Raw genomic sequence first — 17,065 nt, 5'->3', positions numbered from 1 at the left:
GAGGCTGGTCATGAGGCGCGAGGTTTACGAGCGACCCAAGAACGAGATCGAACAGCAGCTGGCTCGGCACAATCTGGAAAAGGACATGGCACAGGATCATAAGGCGTCCATCCGCCCCGTTTCTCCTGTCTACGTCCAGCGGCTCCGGGCAGAGCGTTGGGGTTTGGTTGTGTTTCTCGTTCTCGTGGTCGGTTGTATCAGCCTCGTGATCGGACTGTCGTAACCGCACGGAAATTTCAGGGAAGAGGAATCCCAAATGAGCACTTACACCAATTTCACCATCGAGACGGACGCAGACGGCATTGCCCTCGTCACCTGGGACATGCCGGAAAAATCCATGAACGTCTTCACCTCTGAGGTGATGGACGAGCTGAACGCCATTCTTGACGCGACTGTCGCAGATGGCGCCGTCAAGGGCGTCGTCTTCACGTCAGGCAAGAGCAGCTTTTCCGGCGGCGCCGATCTTTCGATGATCAAGTCGATGTTCTCCTTCTACAATGACGAGAAGGCGAAGAACCCGGATGAGGCGGCGGCAAAGCTGTTCGAACTCGTGGGCCGCATGACCGGCCTGTTCCGCAAGCTGGAAACCAACGGCAAGCCATGGGTCTCGGCCATCAACGGCACCTGCATGGGTGGCGCGTTCGAGCTGTCGCTTGCCTGCCATGGCCGTGTGGCATCCAATGCCAAGAGCCTCAAGATCGCCCTGCCGGAAGTCAAGGTCGGCATCTTCCCCGGTGCCGGTGGCACCCAGCGCGTGCCGCGCCTGACGGACGCGCAATCCGCGCTGCAGATGATGACGACGGGCCAGTCGCTGACCGGCGCGCGCGCCAAGGCCATGGGGCTGGTGCATCAGGTGGTGGAGCCGGATCAGCTGGTTGCAACCGCAAAGCAGATGATCAAGGACGGCCTGAAGCCCGTCGCACCCTGGGATGAAAAGGGCTTCAAGGCCCCCGGTGGCGGCATCTGGACGCCGGCCGCTGCCCAGCTCTGGCCCGCCGCACCGGCCATCCTGCGCCGCGAAAGCGCCGGCAACTATCCGGCCGCCCTCGCCATCCTCAAATGCGTTTATGAGGGCCTGCAATTGCCCTTCGATACGGCGCTGAAGGTGGAGCAGCGTTATTTCACCGAAATCCTTCGCTCGAAGGAAGCCTTCGGCATGATCCGCTCGCTGTTCATCTCCATGCAGGAACTGGGCAAGGGCGCGCGCCGCCCGGCTGGCCAGCCGAAGACGGAGTTCAAGAAGGTCGGCGTCGTCGGCGCGGGCTTCATGGGCGCCGCCGTGGCTTACGTCACCGCTGCCGCCGGCATCCCTGTTGTGCTGGTGGATCGCGATCAGGAAGCCGCCGACAAGGGCAAGGGCCATTGCGAGGAAAGCGTCAAGGCCGCCATCGGCAAGGGCAGGCTGACGCAGGAGGAGGGCAAGGCCCTGCTCGACCTCGTCACCCCGACATCCGATTACGCCGCACTCGCGGATGCCAATCTCGTCATCGAGGCCGTCTTCGAAGACCGCGATGTGAAGAAGGCCGTCATCGAGGCCGTGGAAGCGGTGCTTCCCGAGGGCGCGATTTTCGCCTCCAACACCTCCACCTTGCCGATCACGGGCCTTGCGAAGAACTCGAAGCGCCCGGCGGATTTCATCGGCATCCATTTCTTCTCACCGGTCGAGAAGATGATGCTGACGGAAGTCATCCTCGGCAAGGAAACCGGCGACAAGGCGCTCGCCGTGGCGCTGGATTACGTCGCGAAGATCAGGAAGACCCCGATTGTGGTGAACGATACGCGCGGCTTCTTCGTCAATCGCTGCGTGCTGCGTTACATGGCGGAAAGCTACGACATGCTGATCGAAGGCGTGCCCGCCGCCATGATCGAAAATGCCGCGAAATTCGCCGGCATGCCGGTCGGCCCGCTGGCGCTGAACGATGAGGTGGCGATCGATCTTTCCTACAAGATCCTGAAAGCCACCGTGGCCGATCTCGGCGATAAGGCCGTGGATCCGCGCCATATGGAACTGGTGAAGAAGCTGGTGGAAGGCGAGGGCCGTTTTGGCCGCAAGAACGCCAAGGGCTTCTACGATTATCCGGAAAAGCCCGCCAAGAAGTCCCTCTGGCCCGGCCTGAAGGACCTCTATCCGCAGCAGAAGCCTGAGGACGTGGATATGGAGGTGCTGAAACAGCGCTTCCTCGTTACCGTGGCGCTGGAAGCCGCCCGCACGGTGGAAGAAGGCATCGTCACCGACCCGCGTGAGGCCGATGTCGGCTCCATCCTCGGTTTCGGTTTCGCGCCCTATACCGGCGGCGCGCTGTCTTACATTGACGGCATGGGCGTGAAGAACTTCGTGGCACTCGCCGAGAAACTTAGCGAGACCTACGGCCCACGCTTCAAGCCGACACCGCTTCTGAAGGACATGGCCGCCAAGGGCGAAACCTTCTACGGTCGCTTCGATCCCTATGCCAGCGCCGCCAAGGCGGCCTGAGGCTTCAAGGCAGAACAATAAACAGGCCCTTCGGGGCCTGTTTTTTTGAGCCGAATATACTGCGCTGATCGCTTTATGTGCATCCTTTGCCCGGCTGGGGCGTTGAAAAGGCGAGACCGGGCAAACACGCCCGCCGCCGCAATTCAGCACGCCTTAGGAGACAGCGATGAAAGCACCACTGCGATCCCACGGTTTTGACAAGCCGACGGACCTCGACGACCACCTGGCAGAGCTGGACGAAGAGGCTGAGGCGACAGCCGCGGAAGCAAAGACGGAAAAAACCACGACGAAGAGGACGCGTGCTGCAAATACCATTGATCCGTCACTGCGGGCTGAACTGGAAGAGCTTCGCAGAGAGGTCGACAAGATTCGCCGTGATGTCAAACGGCTGGAGGCGGCCCGGCATTCACGCCACAAGCCTGCACAGACACATCATGAAAGAGACCGCGAGAATTCCCGCCTGATGACGGTGGTGCGCTCGGTTGCCGTTACCTCGCTCGCCAGCCGCATCTTCGCTTCCTCGCCCGTCATGGCGGCGCTGGTGGCCGTGGTGCCCTTCGCGCTTGGCCTTGCCGCACGACGCAACGAAGCGGCCTAGCTGCCGCTTCCCATGTCGCTATGCCGGGCCGGATCGGCTGTTGCCGAACCCGGGTAGCGGCCGGATGCCACAAGGTGCGGCAGATGCCCGATAACGGCTTTTCCGCCGCAATCCGGCCTGCGCCGGGCAGACATTCCAGCCATCCACAGCCCTCGTGAAAAAACTGTCAAAAAACTTCGCGATGGCGCTTGCCATGTCCGAACAAGATGTTATAACCCCGCTCACTTTCGGGGCACCAAACAGCCCCGCCCGCCAAAAGCGGAGGTTCTTCAAGGACCTGAAGTGCCCGGATAGCTCAGTTGGTAGAGCAGCGGATTGAAAATCCGCGTGTCGGTGGTTCAAATCCGCCTCCGGGCACCATTCCTCATCACGTAAGTTTTATTATGGTGCGAGTGCTCGATGGCAGCGCCCTCAATGTCAGATTAAAAATCTAATACTATCGACCTGTGTATAGCAAGTGAAGCAATGTCGCTTAATTCGCAAATATGCTGCATAATCTTTGCATGACAGATGATGCTGAATATCACTGGAAGAAGCAGTCGGACCGCACCTACATAAGTCGTAGGATAGTCCCTGGGAACAACGAACCTTCGATGCGAATTGCTTCCAAGGTTTTCGATGTAGACGGAGGCTATGTCTACGCTAGGGAACATGATGAACTTGTCTTGCGAAAGACGTTTTCAGGTAGGCATGAGATAGTCGTTAAATTTACCGAAGATGACAGGCAAATATTCACCTTAACTATTCAAAAATTCAATAAAACTTCTGGGCCATCTGATAAGTATCACTTTTCATTCGTTGGCGAAGAAATAGACAATCTTATTGAATTCTTGCTCAACATTAAGAATTTCCATTTTCCAGATACTGGAAAGGTGAATATTTCAGATAGTGATCTGAGGCAGATAATTATTGATTAGGATCAGGCTCGCCGTGTTTTTTTAGAAAATCGCGAAATGATAGAGCAATTGGTTCAAAGTGAAGAGTTAACAAGAGATATAGTGGCCCTCGGTTATCGGCGAAAACAGCTTGATGTTTTTGAGCGTCTACTAATCGATGCCGAGTATTTTGCAAAACAGCAATCGAGATTATGCACAACTGCTGAGGGACTTTGGCAAAAATTCTTTGAGAAGAATAACTGGATTTTCGGATATGGGCTATCCTTTTCATTTTTTTCTAACTTAGACGGGCGGGGATTAGAACAACCTGTTGTCGGACATTCTATCGCTACAGTCGGTAAACGGGCAGATGCTCTGCTAAAAACGCAAGCTTATGTGAGTGCCCTTTGTTACGTGGAAATTAAGAGGCACGACACGGCGCTTTTGGATTCAAAGGCCTATCGTTCCGGTGCGTGGAAACCTTCGGAGGAATTGTCGGGTGGAGTCGCCCAATCGCAAGCTACCGTCCAGGAAGCAATGGAACTGTATTCTCGAAAGGTTCAGCCGACAAATAGTGGTGGCGATCCCACAGGGGAGGTAGTCTTCAACTTTGAGCCGAAATCAGTGCTTGTTATAGGTAGTTTGAACGAGTTTCAAACCGACAACGGCCTCAATGAAAATAAGTATCGTTCATTTGAATTATTTCGCAAAAATCTACATCGCCCAGAGATTGTTACCTTTGATGAGCTTTTTCACCGAGCTAAATATATAGTGGAGCATAGCGGCAATCAGACGATTGATTGATTTGCGTATTCATTTGATTCATTTTCATTATTTGGTCCCGTGATCACGGCTTGCCAGTGAATGCCTCCAGCATGCGGGTGACACGTACAAGATCATCCTCATTCATATGCGCAAGCGCTGCATTCACGCGGTGAAGCATGCGACCGCGTTCGCCTTCCGGCGCGATAACAGTACCGGTGCCAAAGAAAGCGATGGCGGGAAGGCCGAGGGCTTTTGCGATACTCTCGATGGTTTCAAATGAGGGCGAGGCGTCGCCGCGTTCCAGACGTCCCATCATCTCAATCGAAAGATCGGCTTTTTCCGCAAGGGCTTCCTGCGTCAGACCCAACGCTTTTCGGTGATGGCGAATATTACTGCCGAAAATCTTTCTAAGTTCCAATCGCTACCCTCCGAACTGAAGGGACAGTCGTCTTTGCAACCGCGCGACTTAAGGCATTCCCATTGCCGAAAATCAGAAATATGCAATACTGATGCAGTATGTGGAATTTCTGTCGTGAGATTGCATATGTCCTATATTCATGCGGAGTATCTTTCGCTCATCGCATTCGGCGCGTTCGTGCTGATCGTCTTCTTGTGGGTGAAGTGGGAAAGTTGTGTACGGTCAATGTTCATTTCCGACGCGGAAATAACAAGAATGACCGACGAGCTGATTCAGGAACATGGCCAACGCGCCGAAGAAATAGCTTTTATCGAAGAAGACAGGTCGTGGCGATATTCCCAAAATTTCGAGCAGGGCAAATGGCGACGAGTGCGCGCAGAACTTCGTCGCCGAAAAGAGCTTTAGCCTAAAGATGCTCCCGATTATCCGAATTCTGCTCCGCCCGGTCCCGATAAAGCGCGGCCCGACCCAGCAGCATCAGCGACACCGGGGTCGTCACTGTCATAAAAATACCGATGAAAATTTCGTGGAAGGCGAAGCGGTCGCCGGAGACGGAGAAATAGATGATCGAGGCCATGACGATGCCGCCGGTGCCCCAGCTGGTGCCGAGTGTGGGCGCGTGCAGGCGCTCGTAGAAGCTGTTCAGCTTGGCAAAGCCAATCGTGCCGATCAGCGTCAGCGAAGCGCCCAGCAGCACGAAGAAAGCCACGAGAATGGCGGCCCAGAGCGGAAATTCTGCAGCGTTGTTCATTCGATCACCTCGCCGCGCATCATGAATTTTGAAAGGGCAACGGTGGAGACGAAGCCGAGAATGGCGATCAGCAGCGAGGCCTCGAAATAGATGTCGTTGCCGGTGCGCAGGCCGAAGGTCAAAAGAAGCAGCATGGCGTTGACATAAAGCGTATCCATACCCAGCACCCGGTCCTGGGCGCGCGGGCCGATGGCGATGCGATAGACTGATATCGTCATGGCAATGGCCAGCATCAGCTGCGCCAGCGAAAAGGACCAGAAAAGGATAATCGAACTCATTCGAATATCTCCATCAGCAGTTTTTCATATCGGTTCTTGATGAGGCTTATCCAGGCCGCCTCATCCACATCGTCGAGAACATGGAGGAGGAGCGTGCCCTGGCTGGAATTATATTCAAGCCAGGCGCTGCCCGGCGTCGAGGTCAGGATCGTCGCCAGAATGGCGAGCGCCATGGGATCGCGAATATCGAGCGGCACGGCCAGGAAACCGGATTTACGGTCCCTTTCGCGCTTGAAGAGAATGATCTTCACGACCGAGATATTGGACCTGATGATATCGTAAAGCACGATAAGGATCAGTTGCGCGAGCCGGTGCCAGTTGCGGATGCGCGGCTTGGCTGGCCTGAGCGACGCCATCGCCCAGGAGGCGATGAGTGCGACGCCAGTGCCGAGCAGCAGATGTCCGGGCGAAAAGCTGTTGATCGTCATCCAGAAGAAGATCAACGAAACCGTCAGCAGCGGATAAGGGAGGAGACGGCTCATCATGGTTCCGCCTCCGGGTTGCTGCCCGCTCGCGGTGCGGAAATGACGCCCTGAATATAGCTTGCCGGCAGATCGAGGATACGCGCGGTTTCCTGCATGTAGCGCATCACCGGACCCGCCTGCACGGTCATGGCAAGTGTCAGGCCGAGCAGCAGCATCACAGGCGCGATTTCGATGACGAGAACGCGCGGCACGGTGCCTTCGATGGAGGCCCAGAAGGTGCGGATACCGGCACGCGTCATCGAGATCAGCGATGCGAAACCGGCAAAGACGATCAGGAAAACCAGCCACCAGGAAAGCGTGGAAATGCTGTCATTGGCGCCAAGCCCGGAAGGGTTGAGAATGGCGGTCAGCATCGAGAACTTGGCGATGAAGCCCGAAAGCGGCGGCAGGCCGGCCAGAAGAATGCCGCAGGCGGCAAAACAGGCGCCGAGCACCGCCATGGTGGCGGGCATGGTAACGCCGACTTCCTCTTCCTCTTCTTCCTCGTCGCCCTCGCCATAAGCTTCCATGGTCACGGCCAGAACGTTCGCGCCCGCATCCTGCCCGCGTTCAACGAGCTCGATCAGCATGAAAAAGGCGCTGATGGTGAGAGTGGAGCTGACGAGATAATAAAGCGCCCCGGCCGCCACCGTGGGGTTGCCGGTGCCCATGGCGGCGAGAAGCGTTCCCGACGATACCAGCACCGAAAAGCCGGCAAGCCGCCCGAGCGCCTGAGACGCCAGAACCCCGATGGCCCCGAAGATGATGGTGGCGATGCCGCCGACGAGCAGGGCATCATGGCCGAAACCGGCGGATTCCCCAGCTGTCTGCCCAAAGAGCAGGAAGGACAGGCGGGCAATGACATAAATGCCGACCTTGCTCATGATGGCAAACAGGCCGCCCACCGGGGCAGAGGCCGAGCCGTAGGCGGAAGGCAGCCAGAAATTCAGCGGCCACATGCCTGCCTTGACCAGAAACGCAATGCCAAGCACCGCAGCGCCGGTTTCCAGGAGCATGCGCTGGTCCGGGTTCAGCCCCTCGATGCGATGGGCAAGGTCGCCCATGTTCAGCGTGCCAGTGACGCCATAGATGAGGCTGACACCGATCAGGAAGAACAGGGCGGCGACGAGGTTGATGGCGATGTAATGCAGACCCGCCTTGACGCGCTGCTGGCCGGAACCATGCAGCAACAGGCCATAGGAGGCTGCCAGCATCACCTCGAAGAACACGAAGAGATTGAACAGGTCGCCGGTCAGGAACGCGCCATTGACGCCCATCAGCATCATCTGGAACAGCGAATGGAAATGCGCGCCGGCCTTGTGCCATTTCGCCATGGAATAGATCAGCGAGGGTATGGCCAGCAGCGCCGTCAGCAGCACCATAAGGCCGGAAAGACGGTCGGCCACCAGCACGATGCCAAAAGGTGCGGGCCAGTTGCCGAGCAGATAGACACCGCTTGAGACCACGGCGGCGATCTCGGTATTAACGGTCGAGTTCACCTCGCGGAACAGCAGTATCGCAACCACCAGCAACAGCACGGTGGAGGTGAAGCTGATGGCGGCCTTTGCAACACGCTGGCGCTCGTCGAAGAACAGCAGCAGGGCGGCGGTGATGAGCGGCAGCAGGATCGGCGCGATGACGATGTGGAAGGGGAATGACATCATTTCGTCTCCCTCCCGTCCACATGGTCAGTGCCGGTAAGGCCGCGGGCGGCAAGCAGCACCACGAGGAACAGCGCCGTGGTGGCAAAGCCGATGACGATCGCCGTCAATACCAGCGCCTGCGGCACGGGGTCGGCCAGCGAAGAGCTGTCCACACCGTTCACCAGCACTGGCGGCGCATTGGTCTTGATGCCGCCGACGCCGAAGATGAACAGGTTGACGGCGTAAGACAAAAGCGAAAGTCCGACGATGACTTGATAGGTGCGTGGGCGCAGGACGAGCCAGACGCCGGAGCCGGTCATGATGCCGATGCCGATTGCAAGAATGAGTTCCATTACACGTCCTCCGCTTTTGCGGCTTCAGGCGTGCGAACGCGGTAGTTACGCAACGATTGGTGTGCCAGTGCTATGAGAATAAGAACGGTGGAGCCGACGACCGTCGCAAAGACGCCGAGATCGAACAGCAGGGCGGATGCCGTGGGCATTTTGCCGATATAGGGTATCTCCGTATACTGGAAATACGAGGTCAGGAACGGGTAGCCGAAATACCAGGAGCCGATACCCGTCGCCGTCGCCATCAACAGGCCAAAACCCATCCAGCGCAGCGGCAGGATGCGGATGCGGTCCTCCGCCCAGCGTGCGCCGCCGGCGAGATATTGCAGCAGGAAGGCGATAGCCATGGTGATGCCGGCCGCAAAGCCGCCACCGGGCAGATCGTGGCCACGCATGAACAGGAAGATCGAGAAGGTGATGATGACCGGGAACATCCACTGCATCACGATCGATGGCACGTAGAGGTAGTCGCGGACGGTATCGCCCTTGCTGCGGTCCGGACGCTCGGCATCGAAGGCATTCTGCATCTGCTGCTGTTCCGGCAGCCCGATGCTTTCATGCGCCGGACGGAAACGGCGAAGCAGCGCGAAGACGGTGAGCGCCACGATGGCCAGCACCGCGATTTCACCAAAGGTGTCGAAACCGCGGAAATCAACGAGGATGACGTTGACGACATTGGTGCCGCCACCTTCCGTATAGGCGCGCTCGAGGAAATAGGTGGCAATCGCGTTCGGCACCGGCAGGGTCATCACGGCATAGGCGATGACGGACATGCCGATGCCGCTTGCTGCTGCCAGCAGAAAGTCGCGGGCGCGGCGAAGCTGCGCCGGCAACTCGTCGCTGCTATCAACCTTTTCGAAGCGTTTCGGCAGCCACCGGAGACCAAGCAGGATGAGAACCGTGGTCACGATCTCCACCAGCAGCTGGGTGATGGCCAGATCCGGTGCGGACAGCCAGATGAAGGTGAGGCAGGTGACGAGCCCGGAAACACCAAGCATGACGAGGGCGGCAAGCCGATGATATTTCGCCTGCCAGGCGGCACCCAGCGCGGCAATCATGCCGATCAGCCAAAGGATGGCGAAGATCGGATCGAAGGTCGTCACACGCGGTAGTGACAGGGAGAATTCCGAAAGGAACAGTGGTGAGAAACCGGCGAGAAGCGCCACGAGGATGAGAAGTCTCAGCTGCGGCTGCAGACGCCGCGTGCCGAGCGTGCTTTCCAGCCACCGCGCCCATTTCCAGGACACGGTGACGAGAATGCGCTCGAAGATGCGCTGGCCCCGCAGATGCCGGAAGATAGGCGGACCGTCATCGCAGCGTGAGAAATAGCCGCCAAGCAGCGCATAGATCGTCACACCGCCGATCAGTGCCGCGATACTCATGATCAGCGGCAGGTTGAAACCGTGCCAGATCGACAGGCTGTAGACAGGCGTCTGGTCGCCGAGCACGGACAGCACCGCCGAATGCAGGAACGGGCCGATCGACAGGCTCGGAACGATGCCGACGATCAGGCAGGCGAAAACCAGGAACTCGATCGGGAAACGCATCCAGCGCGGCGGCTCGTGCGGATTTGGGTTCGGCAGATCGACGGGCTTGGGGCCGAAGAAGACGGTGTGGATGAAGCGCAGCGAATAGGCGACGGCAAATGCGCCTGAAAGCGTCGCGACATAGGGCAGCGCCCGGTCCAGCAGCGAATCGGCATGGGTCTCGACGGCCTCGGCAAAGAACATTTCCTTGGAGAGGAAGCCGTTGAACAGCGGCACGCCGGCCATTGCCGCACTGGCCGCCATGGCAAGCGTCGCTGTCGCCGGCAGATAGGTGTAGAGCCCGCTCAAGCGCCGCATGTCGCGGGTGCCGGTTTCATGGTCGATGATACCGGCCGCCATGAACAGCGAGGCCTTGAAGGTTGCGTGGTTGACCATGTGGAAGATGGCCGCAACCGCCGCAAGCGGGCTGCCGAGGCTAAGCAGCGTGGTGATGAGCCCGAGATGGCTGATGGTGGAATAGGCGAGCAGGCCCTTCAGGTCCTGCTGGAACATGGCGAAATAAGCGCCGAGCAGCAGGGTGATGATGCCGGCCACGCCCACCAGCCAGAACCATTCCGGCGTGCCCGCCAGCACCGGCCAGAACCGCGCAAGCAGGAAAACCCCCGCCTTCACCATGGTCGCCGAATGCAGATAGGCGGAAACCGGTGTGGGTGCCGCCATGGCGTTGGGCAGCCAGAAGTGAAACGGAAACTGCGCGCTCTTGGTCAGCGCGCCGCCAAGAATGAGAATAAGCGCCGGCAGATAGAGGGAATGGGCGCGGATCGCCGCACCGGCCTCGATGATCTTGTCGAGATCGTAGCTTCCCGCCATGTGGCCGAGGATCAGAAGTCCGGCCAGCAGGCTGAAGCCGCCAATGCCGGTCACGGTCAGCGCCATGCGCGCACCATCACGCGCACCGGCGTTCTGGTGCCAGTAGCCGATCAGTAGGAACGAGAAGATGCTGGTCATTTCCCAGAAGATCGACAGCAGTATGACGTTGCCGGACAGCACCACGCCGAGCATCGAGCCCATGAAGGCGAGGAAGAAGGCAAAAAACCGCGGGATCGGATCCTTGGCCGACATGTAATAACGGGCGTACAGCACCACGAGCAGGCCGATGCCGGTAATGAGGATCGCGAAGATCCACGCAAATCCGTCCAGCCGCAGGGTGAAATTCAGCCCGAGCTGCGGCAGCCATTCCACATCATATTTCAGCACACCGCCGCCGCTGACGGTGGAATAAAGAAAGATGCTGCTGACGAGACCGAAAAGGGCGACACCGCCCGCAACGGAGGCGGGGCCGGCGGCTGCGCCATCACGCGGCATGAAAGCCGTTAGAATGGCGCCGACGAAGGGCAATGCGACGATAAATGGAAGAAGGGTTGCAAATGTCATATGCAGCGGCGGTTTTTCTCTGGAATTGGAGTCTACGGCGGGTTTCCGACGACTCCGATCCCTCAAGGCTCACGAGAACCGAATGATGAGGACCGCCGGAATGACTAATAGATAATATGCGGGGGCGCTCTTGGAACCACGCTCGCAAAGTCTCGGAAAGCTTGTGGCGCGATGGCAACAGATGCAACGGCCGGCCCGGCATCAACGCTGATCCGCAAAGCGGGAGTGGGGAAGTTGCCGGGGCGAAGACCCGAGCTGGCATCCCCGGCCTTGCAGCCGCTATCGCAATCCCTGTCGCGAAGAGTGAGGGAACGGCTGAGATCGACGGTCTGCAATCTCTCCAGGCGGCTGGTCTTGGAAAGGGTCTTGATGCCGGATGGTGCCTGAAAGCCGATCATGACGAGCAGGCTTGCGACCATGATGCCGATCAACACTTGCGGATGGCGCCTTGAACGGCGGCATTTCTCCATCCATAACAAGTTGGCATCTCCTTGATCGTAAAGGTCTCTTTAAAGCATCACCGCTCAGCGAATATCCCGTTGATTTGTTTTAGGGGAAGCTGCACGCGCTTGTCCAGCGCACAGGCCGGAAAAACCGCCCGCGATGGCCGATTCCTTTTCGTTTTTGCCCGTTTGCGGCAAAGTGAGGGCGGCAATGGCTAAAAGCTTTTACAAATTTTACCGTTTGACGCTCGAGCTGATGTTTCTTAACTTTCAAGCAAGGAATTAACCATAAAGATTGATGGTATTTCCACGGCGGAATGGGGTTCTCTCCCCTTCCAGGCATGACGCCGCACTGCCGTACCGGTGCCGATCCGGTATTTCGTTTCTTGGTTCAAGAAGGTCAGGCAGGCGTCGATGCCGCATCGTCCGCGATGGGTATGTTCGTTCAAAAATCCCCTTTAGGGTACTGGCGTTCTGAACCTTGGCCAATTGGCCGGGTTTTACCGGCCGTCATGTTGTTGGGGACGTCGGTTGGGGCAGGACTTGCCATCAGATCAAGCGCGCAGATCGGCAGGTGCAAGCCTGGCGGGACGGCTTCGCTTTGCCGGCCTCGACGAGACGCAATCCGATTTCCTGCGCAATTATCGCGGTATGCTCGAGCCTTACGTCAAGGCCGGCCTGCGCGACGTGATGAACCGTTTCCAGTCGATGCCCGACTGTTCACCGTCCTTCGAAAGCGAAAACCAGCTTGATCGCCTGCACGACCTGCAATCCTCGCACTGGAGTGTGCTGACGGATGCGCGTTTCGATGCGCTTTATGCCGAGCGGGTGAAGGTTCTTTCCGACAATGCCGGCCGCATGGGGCTCGATCCCCGCTGGCAGATCGCCAGCCATGCCATCGTTCTGGAGCATCTGCTTGGTGGGCTGGTGGCCGAACACGCGCCGCGCTCCATCCTGCCCGGCAGCCGCAAGAAGAACCGTGAACTGGCCGAGGTCGTGAAGAACATCGTCCGTCTGGTGATGGTCGATACCGAGATTGCCGTCTCGCTGCGTTTCAACGAATTGCGCCTGCGCCACGGCCGTGAACTGGCGGAACAGCGCGACAATGACCGTTCGCAAGCAGCGACACTGCTGGGTGCGGCCCTGACGGCCTTTGCCGCCGGCGATCTTAAGGCGCGGATCGGCGGCGATCTGCCGGAAGCCTATCGCGATGTTGCCGCCTCGTTTAACGCGGCACTTGAAACGATCGGCGCATCGCTGACATCCGCGCAGCAGGGTATCGGTGACGCCGAGACACTCAGCGCCCGTTTCGCCGATATCGGTCGCTCCATCGCAGAACGTTCCGGCCAGCAGGCCGAAGCCCTTGCCGAGACCTCCCGTGCGCTTCAGGCGATGATCGGGAACCTGGCGGAAAACGGCGCCCGCATATCGGCGACGGAAACGGCGGTTTCCCGCGCCCGCGACGCGGCTGTCGAAAGCGGCAAGGCCATTGGCGAGGCGATCGACGCCATGTCTGACATTGAGCAGTCCGCCGAGCACATCGGCAGGATCATTGGTACAATCGACGAGATTGCTTTCCAGACCAACCTTCTCGCCCTCAATGCCGGCATCGAGGCGGCGCGCGCGGGTGAAAGCGGCCGCGGTTTCGCAGTCGTCGCACAGGAAGTCCGGGCGCTCGCCCAGCGTTCCGCCGACGCCGCAAGGGAAATCAAGAGCCTTGTCGGCACCACCAAGACGCAGGTCGAGGGCGGTGTTCGCATGGTGAACCGCACGCAGGAAGCAATCGGCGGTGTCGTCCGGCAGGTGTCCGGTATCAACGACATGATCGCCGAAGTCTCCCGGCACACGTCTATACAGGCTGACGACCTGAAAACAGTCGCCGCCGATATCAGCGAACAGCAGCGGCAGGCCGGCCGGATCGCAAACGAGATCGGCGAAAGCTCCTCCGAAGCTGATGCGCTTCACACTGTCATTCTGCAACTCGGCCGCACCATCAGGGAATTCCGCATCGCCCGTCAGGGCCAGGCGGCGGCAATGGCCGTGGCGGATCGTCAGGACACATCATTTATGGCCCGTGCGGATAACCGCACGGATTACGGCCAGGATTACCAACAATTCAGACGCCAGGGAGTCATGTAATGGCAGCCAGAAAAGCAGCTGAGGCGACGCTGAAACTGTCACCGGTGCTGGATCTCAACGAAGCATCGGCGCTGCACGGCAAGCTGATGACGCTGAGAGGAGCACCGTTGTCGGTCGATGCGTCCGAGGTGGAGCGCATTGGTGCGCTTTGTGTCCAGGTCCTGATGGCCGGCGCGAAATCCTGGGAAGAGGACGGCAAGCCCTTCGGTTTTGCCAGGGTGTCCGATGCATTCGACAAGACCATGAAACTGATAGGCGTCGATATTGACCATTTGCTCCCCAAGGAGATGCAAAAGTGAAGAAAAAAGTTCTCACCGTGGATGATTCCCGGACGATCAGGAACATGCTCCTGGTCACGCTCAACAATGCCGGTTTCGAGACCATTCAGGCCGAAGATGGCGTTGAAGGCCTCGAGGTGCTGGAACAGAGCAACCCCGATGTCATCGTGACTGACATCAACATGCCCCGTCTTGATGGTTTCGGCTTTATCGAGGGCGTGCGCCGCAACGAGAAATACCGGGCTATCCCGATCCTCGTTCTGACGACCGAAAGCGATGCAGAAAAAAAGAACCGCGCCCGCCAGGCCGGTGCGACGGGCTGGATCGTCAAGCCGTTCGACCCTGCAAAACTCATCGATGCCATTGAACGCGTAACCGCCTGATACGGGACATTTCACGATGGATATGAACGAAATCAAGGAAATCTTTTTCCAGGAATGCGAGGAGCAGCTCGCTGAACTGGAATCGGGGCTTCTTAAATTGAATGACGGCGACCGTGATCCGGAAACCGTCAACGCCGTTTTCCGTGCCGTTCATTCCATCAAGGGCGGGGCCGGTGCCTTCGGTCTGGATGATCTCGTGGCCTTCGCCCACGTTTTTGAAACGACCCTCGACTGCGTTCGCTCCAACAAGCTGGAGCCCACACAGGATGTTCTGAAAGTCATGTTGCGCTCCGCCGACGTGTTGGCGGATCTGACCAATGCGGCGAGAGACGGCGGCAGCGTCGATGAAAGCCGCACCCGTGGCCTCGTCAAGGAACTGGAAGCGCTGGCAAACGGCGAAACCGTGCAGGCCTCTGCGCCGGCGGCAGCACCAGCAGCCATCAAGGCGCCGGCAGCCGCCGCGCCCAAGCCGACGGATGAGAGCGGTTTCCAGCCGGTGCTGTTCTCCTTCTCGGATTTTGCCGACGACACGACACCGCTGATGGAAGCACCGACCTTCCAGATCACCTTCAAGCCGCATGCATCGCTTTATTCAAAGGGCAATGAGGCAGCGCTTCTCCTGCGCGATCTCTCGCGTATCGGCGAGATGAGCATCAATTGCGACCTGTCGGAACTGCCCACGCTCGACAAGCTCGATCCTGAAGCATCTTATCTCTCCTGGACGGTTTCGATCACCACCGACAAGGGTGAAGAGGGTATCCGCAGCGTCTTCGAATTCGCCGAATGGGATTGCGATCTCGAAATCACGCCGGTTATTTCGGATGCCGCTGCGGAAGAGGAAGAACTTCCGATGATCCCGGTTCCGTTCGATCTCTCGGCGCTTGATGGCGGACCGGAAGCGGACACTGCCGTCGAAGCAGCTATGGTGGAAGAGCCTTTTGTTGCCGCAGCCGTTGAAGCGGCCGTCGCCACGACGCAGATCGCCCAGAGCGTCAATGCCGCCATCGAAAAGCGTGAGGCGGCGGCAGCGCCCGCCGCAGCGCAGGCGAATGCCAATGCGGCCGCCAATGCAAGCGCCGGCCAGACCATCCGCGTCGATCTCGATCGCGTCGACCGCCTCATCAACCTCGTTGGCGAACTCGTCATCAATCAGGCGATGCTGTCGCAGAGCGTCATCGAGAACGATGCGAGCGGCACCTCTGCCGTCAATATGGGTCTGGACGAGCTGCAGCAACTGACGCGCGAAATCCAGGACAGCGTGATGGCTATCCGTGCGCAGCCGGTAAAGCCGGTCTTCCAGCGCATGTCGCGTATCGTCCGCGAAGTCGCAGACATGATCGGCAAGCAGATCCGCCTCGTCACCGAAGGTGAAAACACCGAAGTCGACAAGACGGTTATCGACAAGCTGGCCGAGCCCCTGACCCACATGATCCGCAATGCCGTCGACCACGGCATCGAAACGCCGGAAAAACGCGAAGCGGCCGGCAAGAACCCGGAAGGCACCATCAAGCTTTCGGCAAAGCACCGCTCGGGTCGCATCTTGATCGAGCTGCAGGACGATGGCGCCGGCATCAACCGCGAGCGCGTTCGCCAGAAGGCGATCGACAATGATCTCATTGCCGCCGATGCGAACCTGACCGACGAAGAGATCGACAATCTGATCTTCGCGCCGGGCTTCTCCACCGCCGACAAGATTTCCGACATTTCCGGCCGCGGCGTTGGCATGGATGTGGTCAAGCGTTCCATTCAGGCGCTTGGCGGCCGCATCAGCATCTCCTCGCGCCCCGGTCACGGTTCGACCTTCACCATGAGCCTGCCGCTGACGCTCGCCGTCCTCGACGGCATGGTGGTGACGGTGGCCGGTCAGACGCTCGTCGTGCCTTTGACCGCAATCGTCGAAACCCTGCAGCCGGAAGCGAAGAATATCCACTCCTTCGGTTCCAACCAGCGGCTGATCTCCATCCGCAATTCCTTCTGCCCGCTGGTCGATGTCGGACGCGTTCTGAACTTCCGTCCGACCCAGGCCGATCCGGTCGAAGGCGTGGCGCTTCTGGTGGAATCGGAAGGCGGTGGCCAGCGCGCCCTGATGGTCGATGCGATCCAGGGACAGCGTCAAGTCGTCATCAAGTCGTTGGAAGCCAACTATACCCATGTTCCGGGCATTGCCGCCGCCACCATTCTCGGTGACGGACGCGTTGCGCTCATTCTGGATGTCGATGCCATCGTCAGCGCTTCGCGCGGACAGCCCCTGAAGCAGGAAATGTCGCTTGCGGCGACAGGTTGAAA

18 protein-coding genes and 1 tRNA gene are annotated in these 17,065 nt (G+C 58.8%); 11 read left to right on the top strand and 8 right to left on the bottom strand.

The window, feature by feature from the left end:
• Positions 1–10 precede the first annotated feature (10 nt).
• From M0412_RS10355 to M0412_RS10330, 6 genes are all read left to right on the top strand, one after another.
• On the top strand, positions 11–223 hold the full coding sequence (locus M0412_RS10355; protein ID WP_174375251.1) for a hypothetical protein: 213 nt from the start codon (positions 11–13) through the stop codon (positions 221–223).
• A gap of 33 nt (positions 224–256) precedes the next feature.
• A complete protein-coding gene (locus tag M0412_RS10350) occupies positions 257–2,473 on the top strand; it encodes a 3-hydroxyacyl-CoA dehydrogenase NAD-binding domain-containing protein (RefSeq protein WP_269698737.1) in 2,217 nt (738 codons plus the stop codon).
• A gap of 166 nt (positions 2,474–2,639) precedes the next feature.
• Positions 2,640–3,071: a hypothetical protein gene (locus M0412_RS10345; protein ID WP_269698736.1), complete on the top strand. Its 432-nt coding sequence runs from the start codon at positions 2,640–2,642 to the stop codon at positions 3,069–3,071.
• Positions 3,072–3,355: 284 nt separating this feature from the next.
• Positions 3,356–3,431, top strand: a tRNA-Phe gene (locus M0412_RS10340).
• Between the two features lie 143 nt (positions 3,432–3,574).
• A complete protein-coding gene (locus M0412_RS10335) occupies positions 3,575–3,988 on the top strand; it encodes a hypothetical protein (RefSeq protein ID WP_269698734.1) in 414 nt (137 codons plus the stop codon).
• Positions 3,989–4,024: 36 nt separating this feature from the next.
• On the top strand, positions 4,025–4,750 hold the full coding sequence (locus M0412_RS10330; RefSeq protein ID WP_269698732.1) for a Shedu immune nuclease family protein: 726 nt from the start codon (positions 4,025–4,027) through the stop codon (positions 4,748–4,750).
• Between the two features lie 43 nt (positions 4,751–4,793).
• Here M0412_RS10330 and M0412_RS10325 read toward each other — a convergent pair whose 3' ends face one another.
• Entirely contained in the window at positions 4,794–5,129 is a 336-nt protein-coding gene (locus M0412_RS10325; RefSeq protein WP_269698730.1) for a helix-turn-helix domain-containing protein, read from the bottom strand.
• Positions 5,130–5,255: 126 nt separating this feature from the next.
• On the opposite strand from M0412_RS10325, the gene M0412_RS10320 reads away from it, so the two are divergent.
• The gene (locus M0412_RS10320; RefSeq protein ID WP_269698728.1) at positions 5,256–5,534 is read left to right on the top strand and encodes a hypothetical protein; all 279 of its coding nucleotides are present in this window, start codon (positions 5,256–5,258) and stop codon (positions 5,532–5,534) included.
• A gap of 1 nt (position 5,535) precedes the next feature.
• On the opposite strand, the gene mnhG is transcribed toward M0412_RS10320, so the two are convergent.
• The 7 genes from mnhG to M0412_RS10285 all read right to left on the bottom strand — a co-directional run bounded on the left by mnhG (position 5,536) and on the right by M0412_RS10285 (position 12,006).
• The gene (mnhG, locus tag M0412_RS10315) at positions 5,536–5,880 is read right to left on the bottom strand and encodes a monovalent cation/H(+) antiporter subunit G (protein WP_006313275.1); all 345 of its coding nucleotides are present in this window, start codon (positions 5,878–5,880) and stop codon (positions 5,536–5,538) included.
• The gene (locus M0412_RS10310) at positions 5,877–6,158 is read right to left on the bottom strand and encodes a K+/H+ antiporter subunit F (RefSeq protein ID WP_006313274.1); all 282 of its coding nucleotides are present in this window, start codon (positions 6,156–6,158) and stop codon (positions 5,877–5,879) included. Before M0412_RS10310 ends, mnhG begins: the two co-directional genes overlap by 4 nt.
• Positions 6,155–6,643 carry a Na+/H+ antiporter subunit E gene (locus M0412_RS10305; RefSeq protein WP_161991317.1) on the bottom strand — a complete coding sequence of 163 codons (489 nt, stop codon included), beginning with the start codon at positions 6,641–6,643 and terminating at the stop codon, positions 6,155–6,157. The genes M0412_RS10310 and M0412_RS10305 overlap by 4 nt, the downstream gene beginning before the upstream one ends.
• Entirely contained in the window at positions 6,640–8,286 is a 1,647-nt protein-coding gene (locus M0412_RS10300) for a monovalent cation/H+ antiporter subunit D (protein WP_161991318.1), read from the bottom strand. Before M0412_RS10300 ends, M0412_RS10305 begins: the two co-directional genes overlap by 4 nt.
• Positions 8,283–8,618 (bottom strand): Na+/H+ antiporter subunit C, encoded by a 336-nt coding sequence (locus M0412_RS10295; RefSeq protein ID WP_065114810.1) that lies wholly within the window; start codon positions 8,616–8,618, stop codon positions 8,283–8,285. Before M0412_RS10295 ends, M0412_RS10300 begins: the two co-directional genes overlap by 4 nt.
• Positions 8,618–11,536 carry a monovalent cation/H+ antiporter subunit A gene (locus tag M0412_RS10290; RefSeq protein WP_269698720.1) on the bottom strand — a complete coding sequence of 973 codons (2,919 nt, stop codon included), beginning with the start codon at positions 11,534–11,536 and terminating at the stop codon, positions 8,618–8,620. The genes M0412_RS10295 and M0412_RS10290 overlap by 1 nt, the downstream gene beginning before the upstream one ends.
• Positions 11,537–11,640: 104 nt before the next feature.
• Positions 11,641–12,006, bottom strand: coding sequence for a hypothetical protein (locus tag M0412_RS10285; protein ID WP_142841318.1), 366 nt, complete (start codon positions 12,004–12,006; stop codon positions 11,641–11,643).
• A 516-nt stretch (positions 12,007–12,522) separates the two neighbouring features.
• Here M0412_RS10285 and M0412_RS10280 point away from each other — a divergent pair.
• Genes M0412_RS10280 through M0412_RS10265 form a run of 4 tightly spaced genes read left to right on the top strand, consistent with a single transcriptional unit; the run spans position 12,523 to position 17,063 of the window.
• On the top strand, positions 12,523–14,118 hold the full coding sequence (locus M0412_RS10280; protein ID WP_269698718.1) for a globin-coupled sensor protein: 1,596 nt from the start codon (positions 12,523–12,525) through the stop codon (positions 14,116–14,118).
• A complete protein-coding gene (locus M0412_RS10275; protein WP_077985403.1) occupies positions 14,118–14,417 on the top strand; it encodes an STAS domain-containing protein in 300 nt (99 codons plus the stop codon). The genes M0412_RS10280 and M0412_RS10275 overlap by 1 nt, the downstream gene beginning before the upstream one ends.
• Positions 14,414–14,779 (top strand): chemotaxis response regulator CheY1, encoded by a 366-nt coding sequence (gene cheY1, locus M0412_RS10270; protein WP_004439870.1) that lies wholly within the window; start codon positions 14,414–14,416, stop codon positions 14,777–14,779. Before M0412_RS10275 ends, cheY1 begins: the two co-directional genes overlap by 4 nt.
• 16 nt (positions 14,780–14,795) lie before the next feature.
• A complete protein-coding gene (locus M0412_RS10265) occupies positions 14,796–17,063 on the top strand; it encodes a chemotaxis protein CheA (RefSeq protein ID WP_142841078.1) in 2,268 nt (755 codons plus the stop codon).
• The last annotated feature ends 2 nt before the right edge of the window (positions 17,064–17,065 follow it).

This window comes from Agrobacterium sp. O3.4, from assembly GCF_041414895.1.
Classification (GTDB): Bacteria; Pseudomonadota; Alphaproteobacteria; order Rhizobiales; family Rhizobiaceae; genus Agrobacterium; species Agrobacterium cucumeris.
Note: the sequence above shows the minus strand (reverse complement) of the source record. Positions and strands in the feature narration are given on the sequence as shown.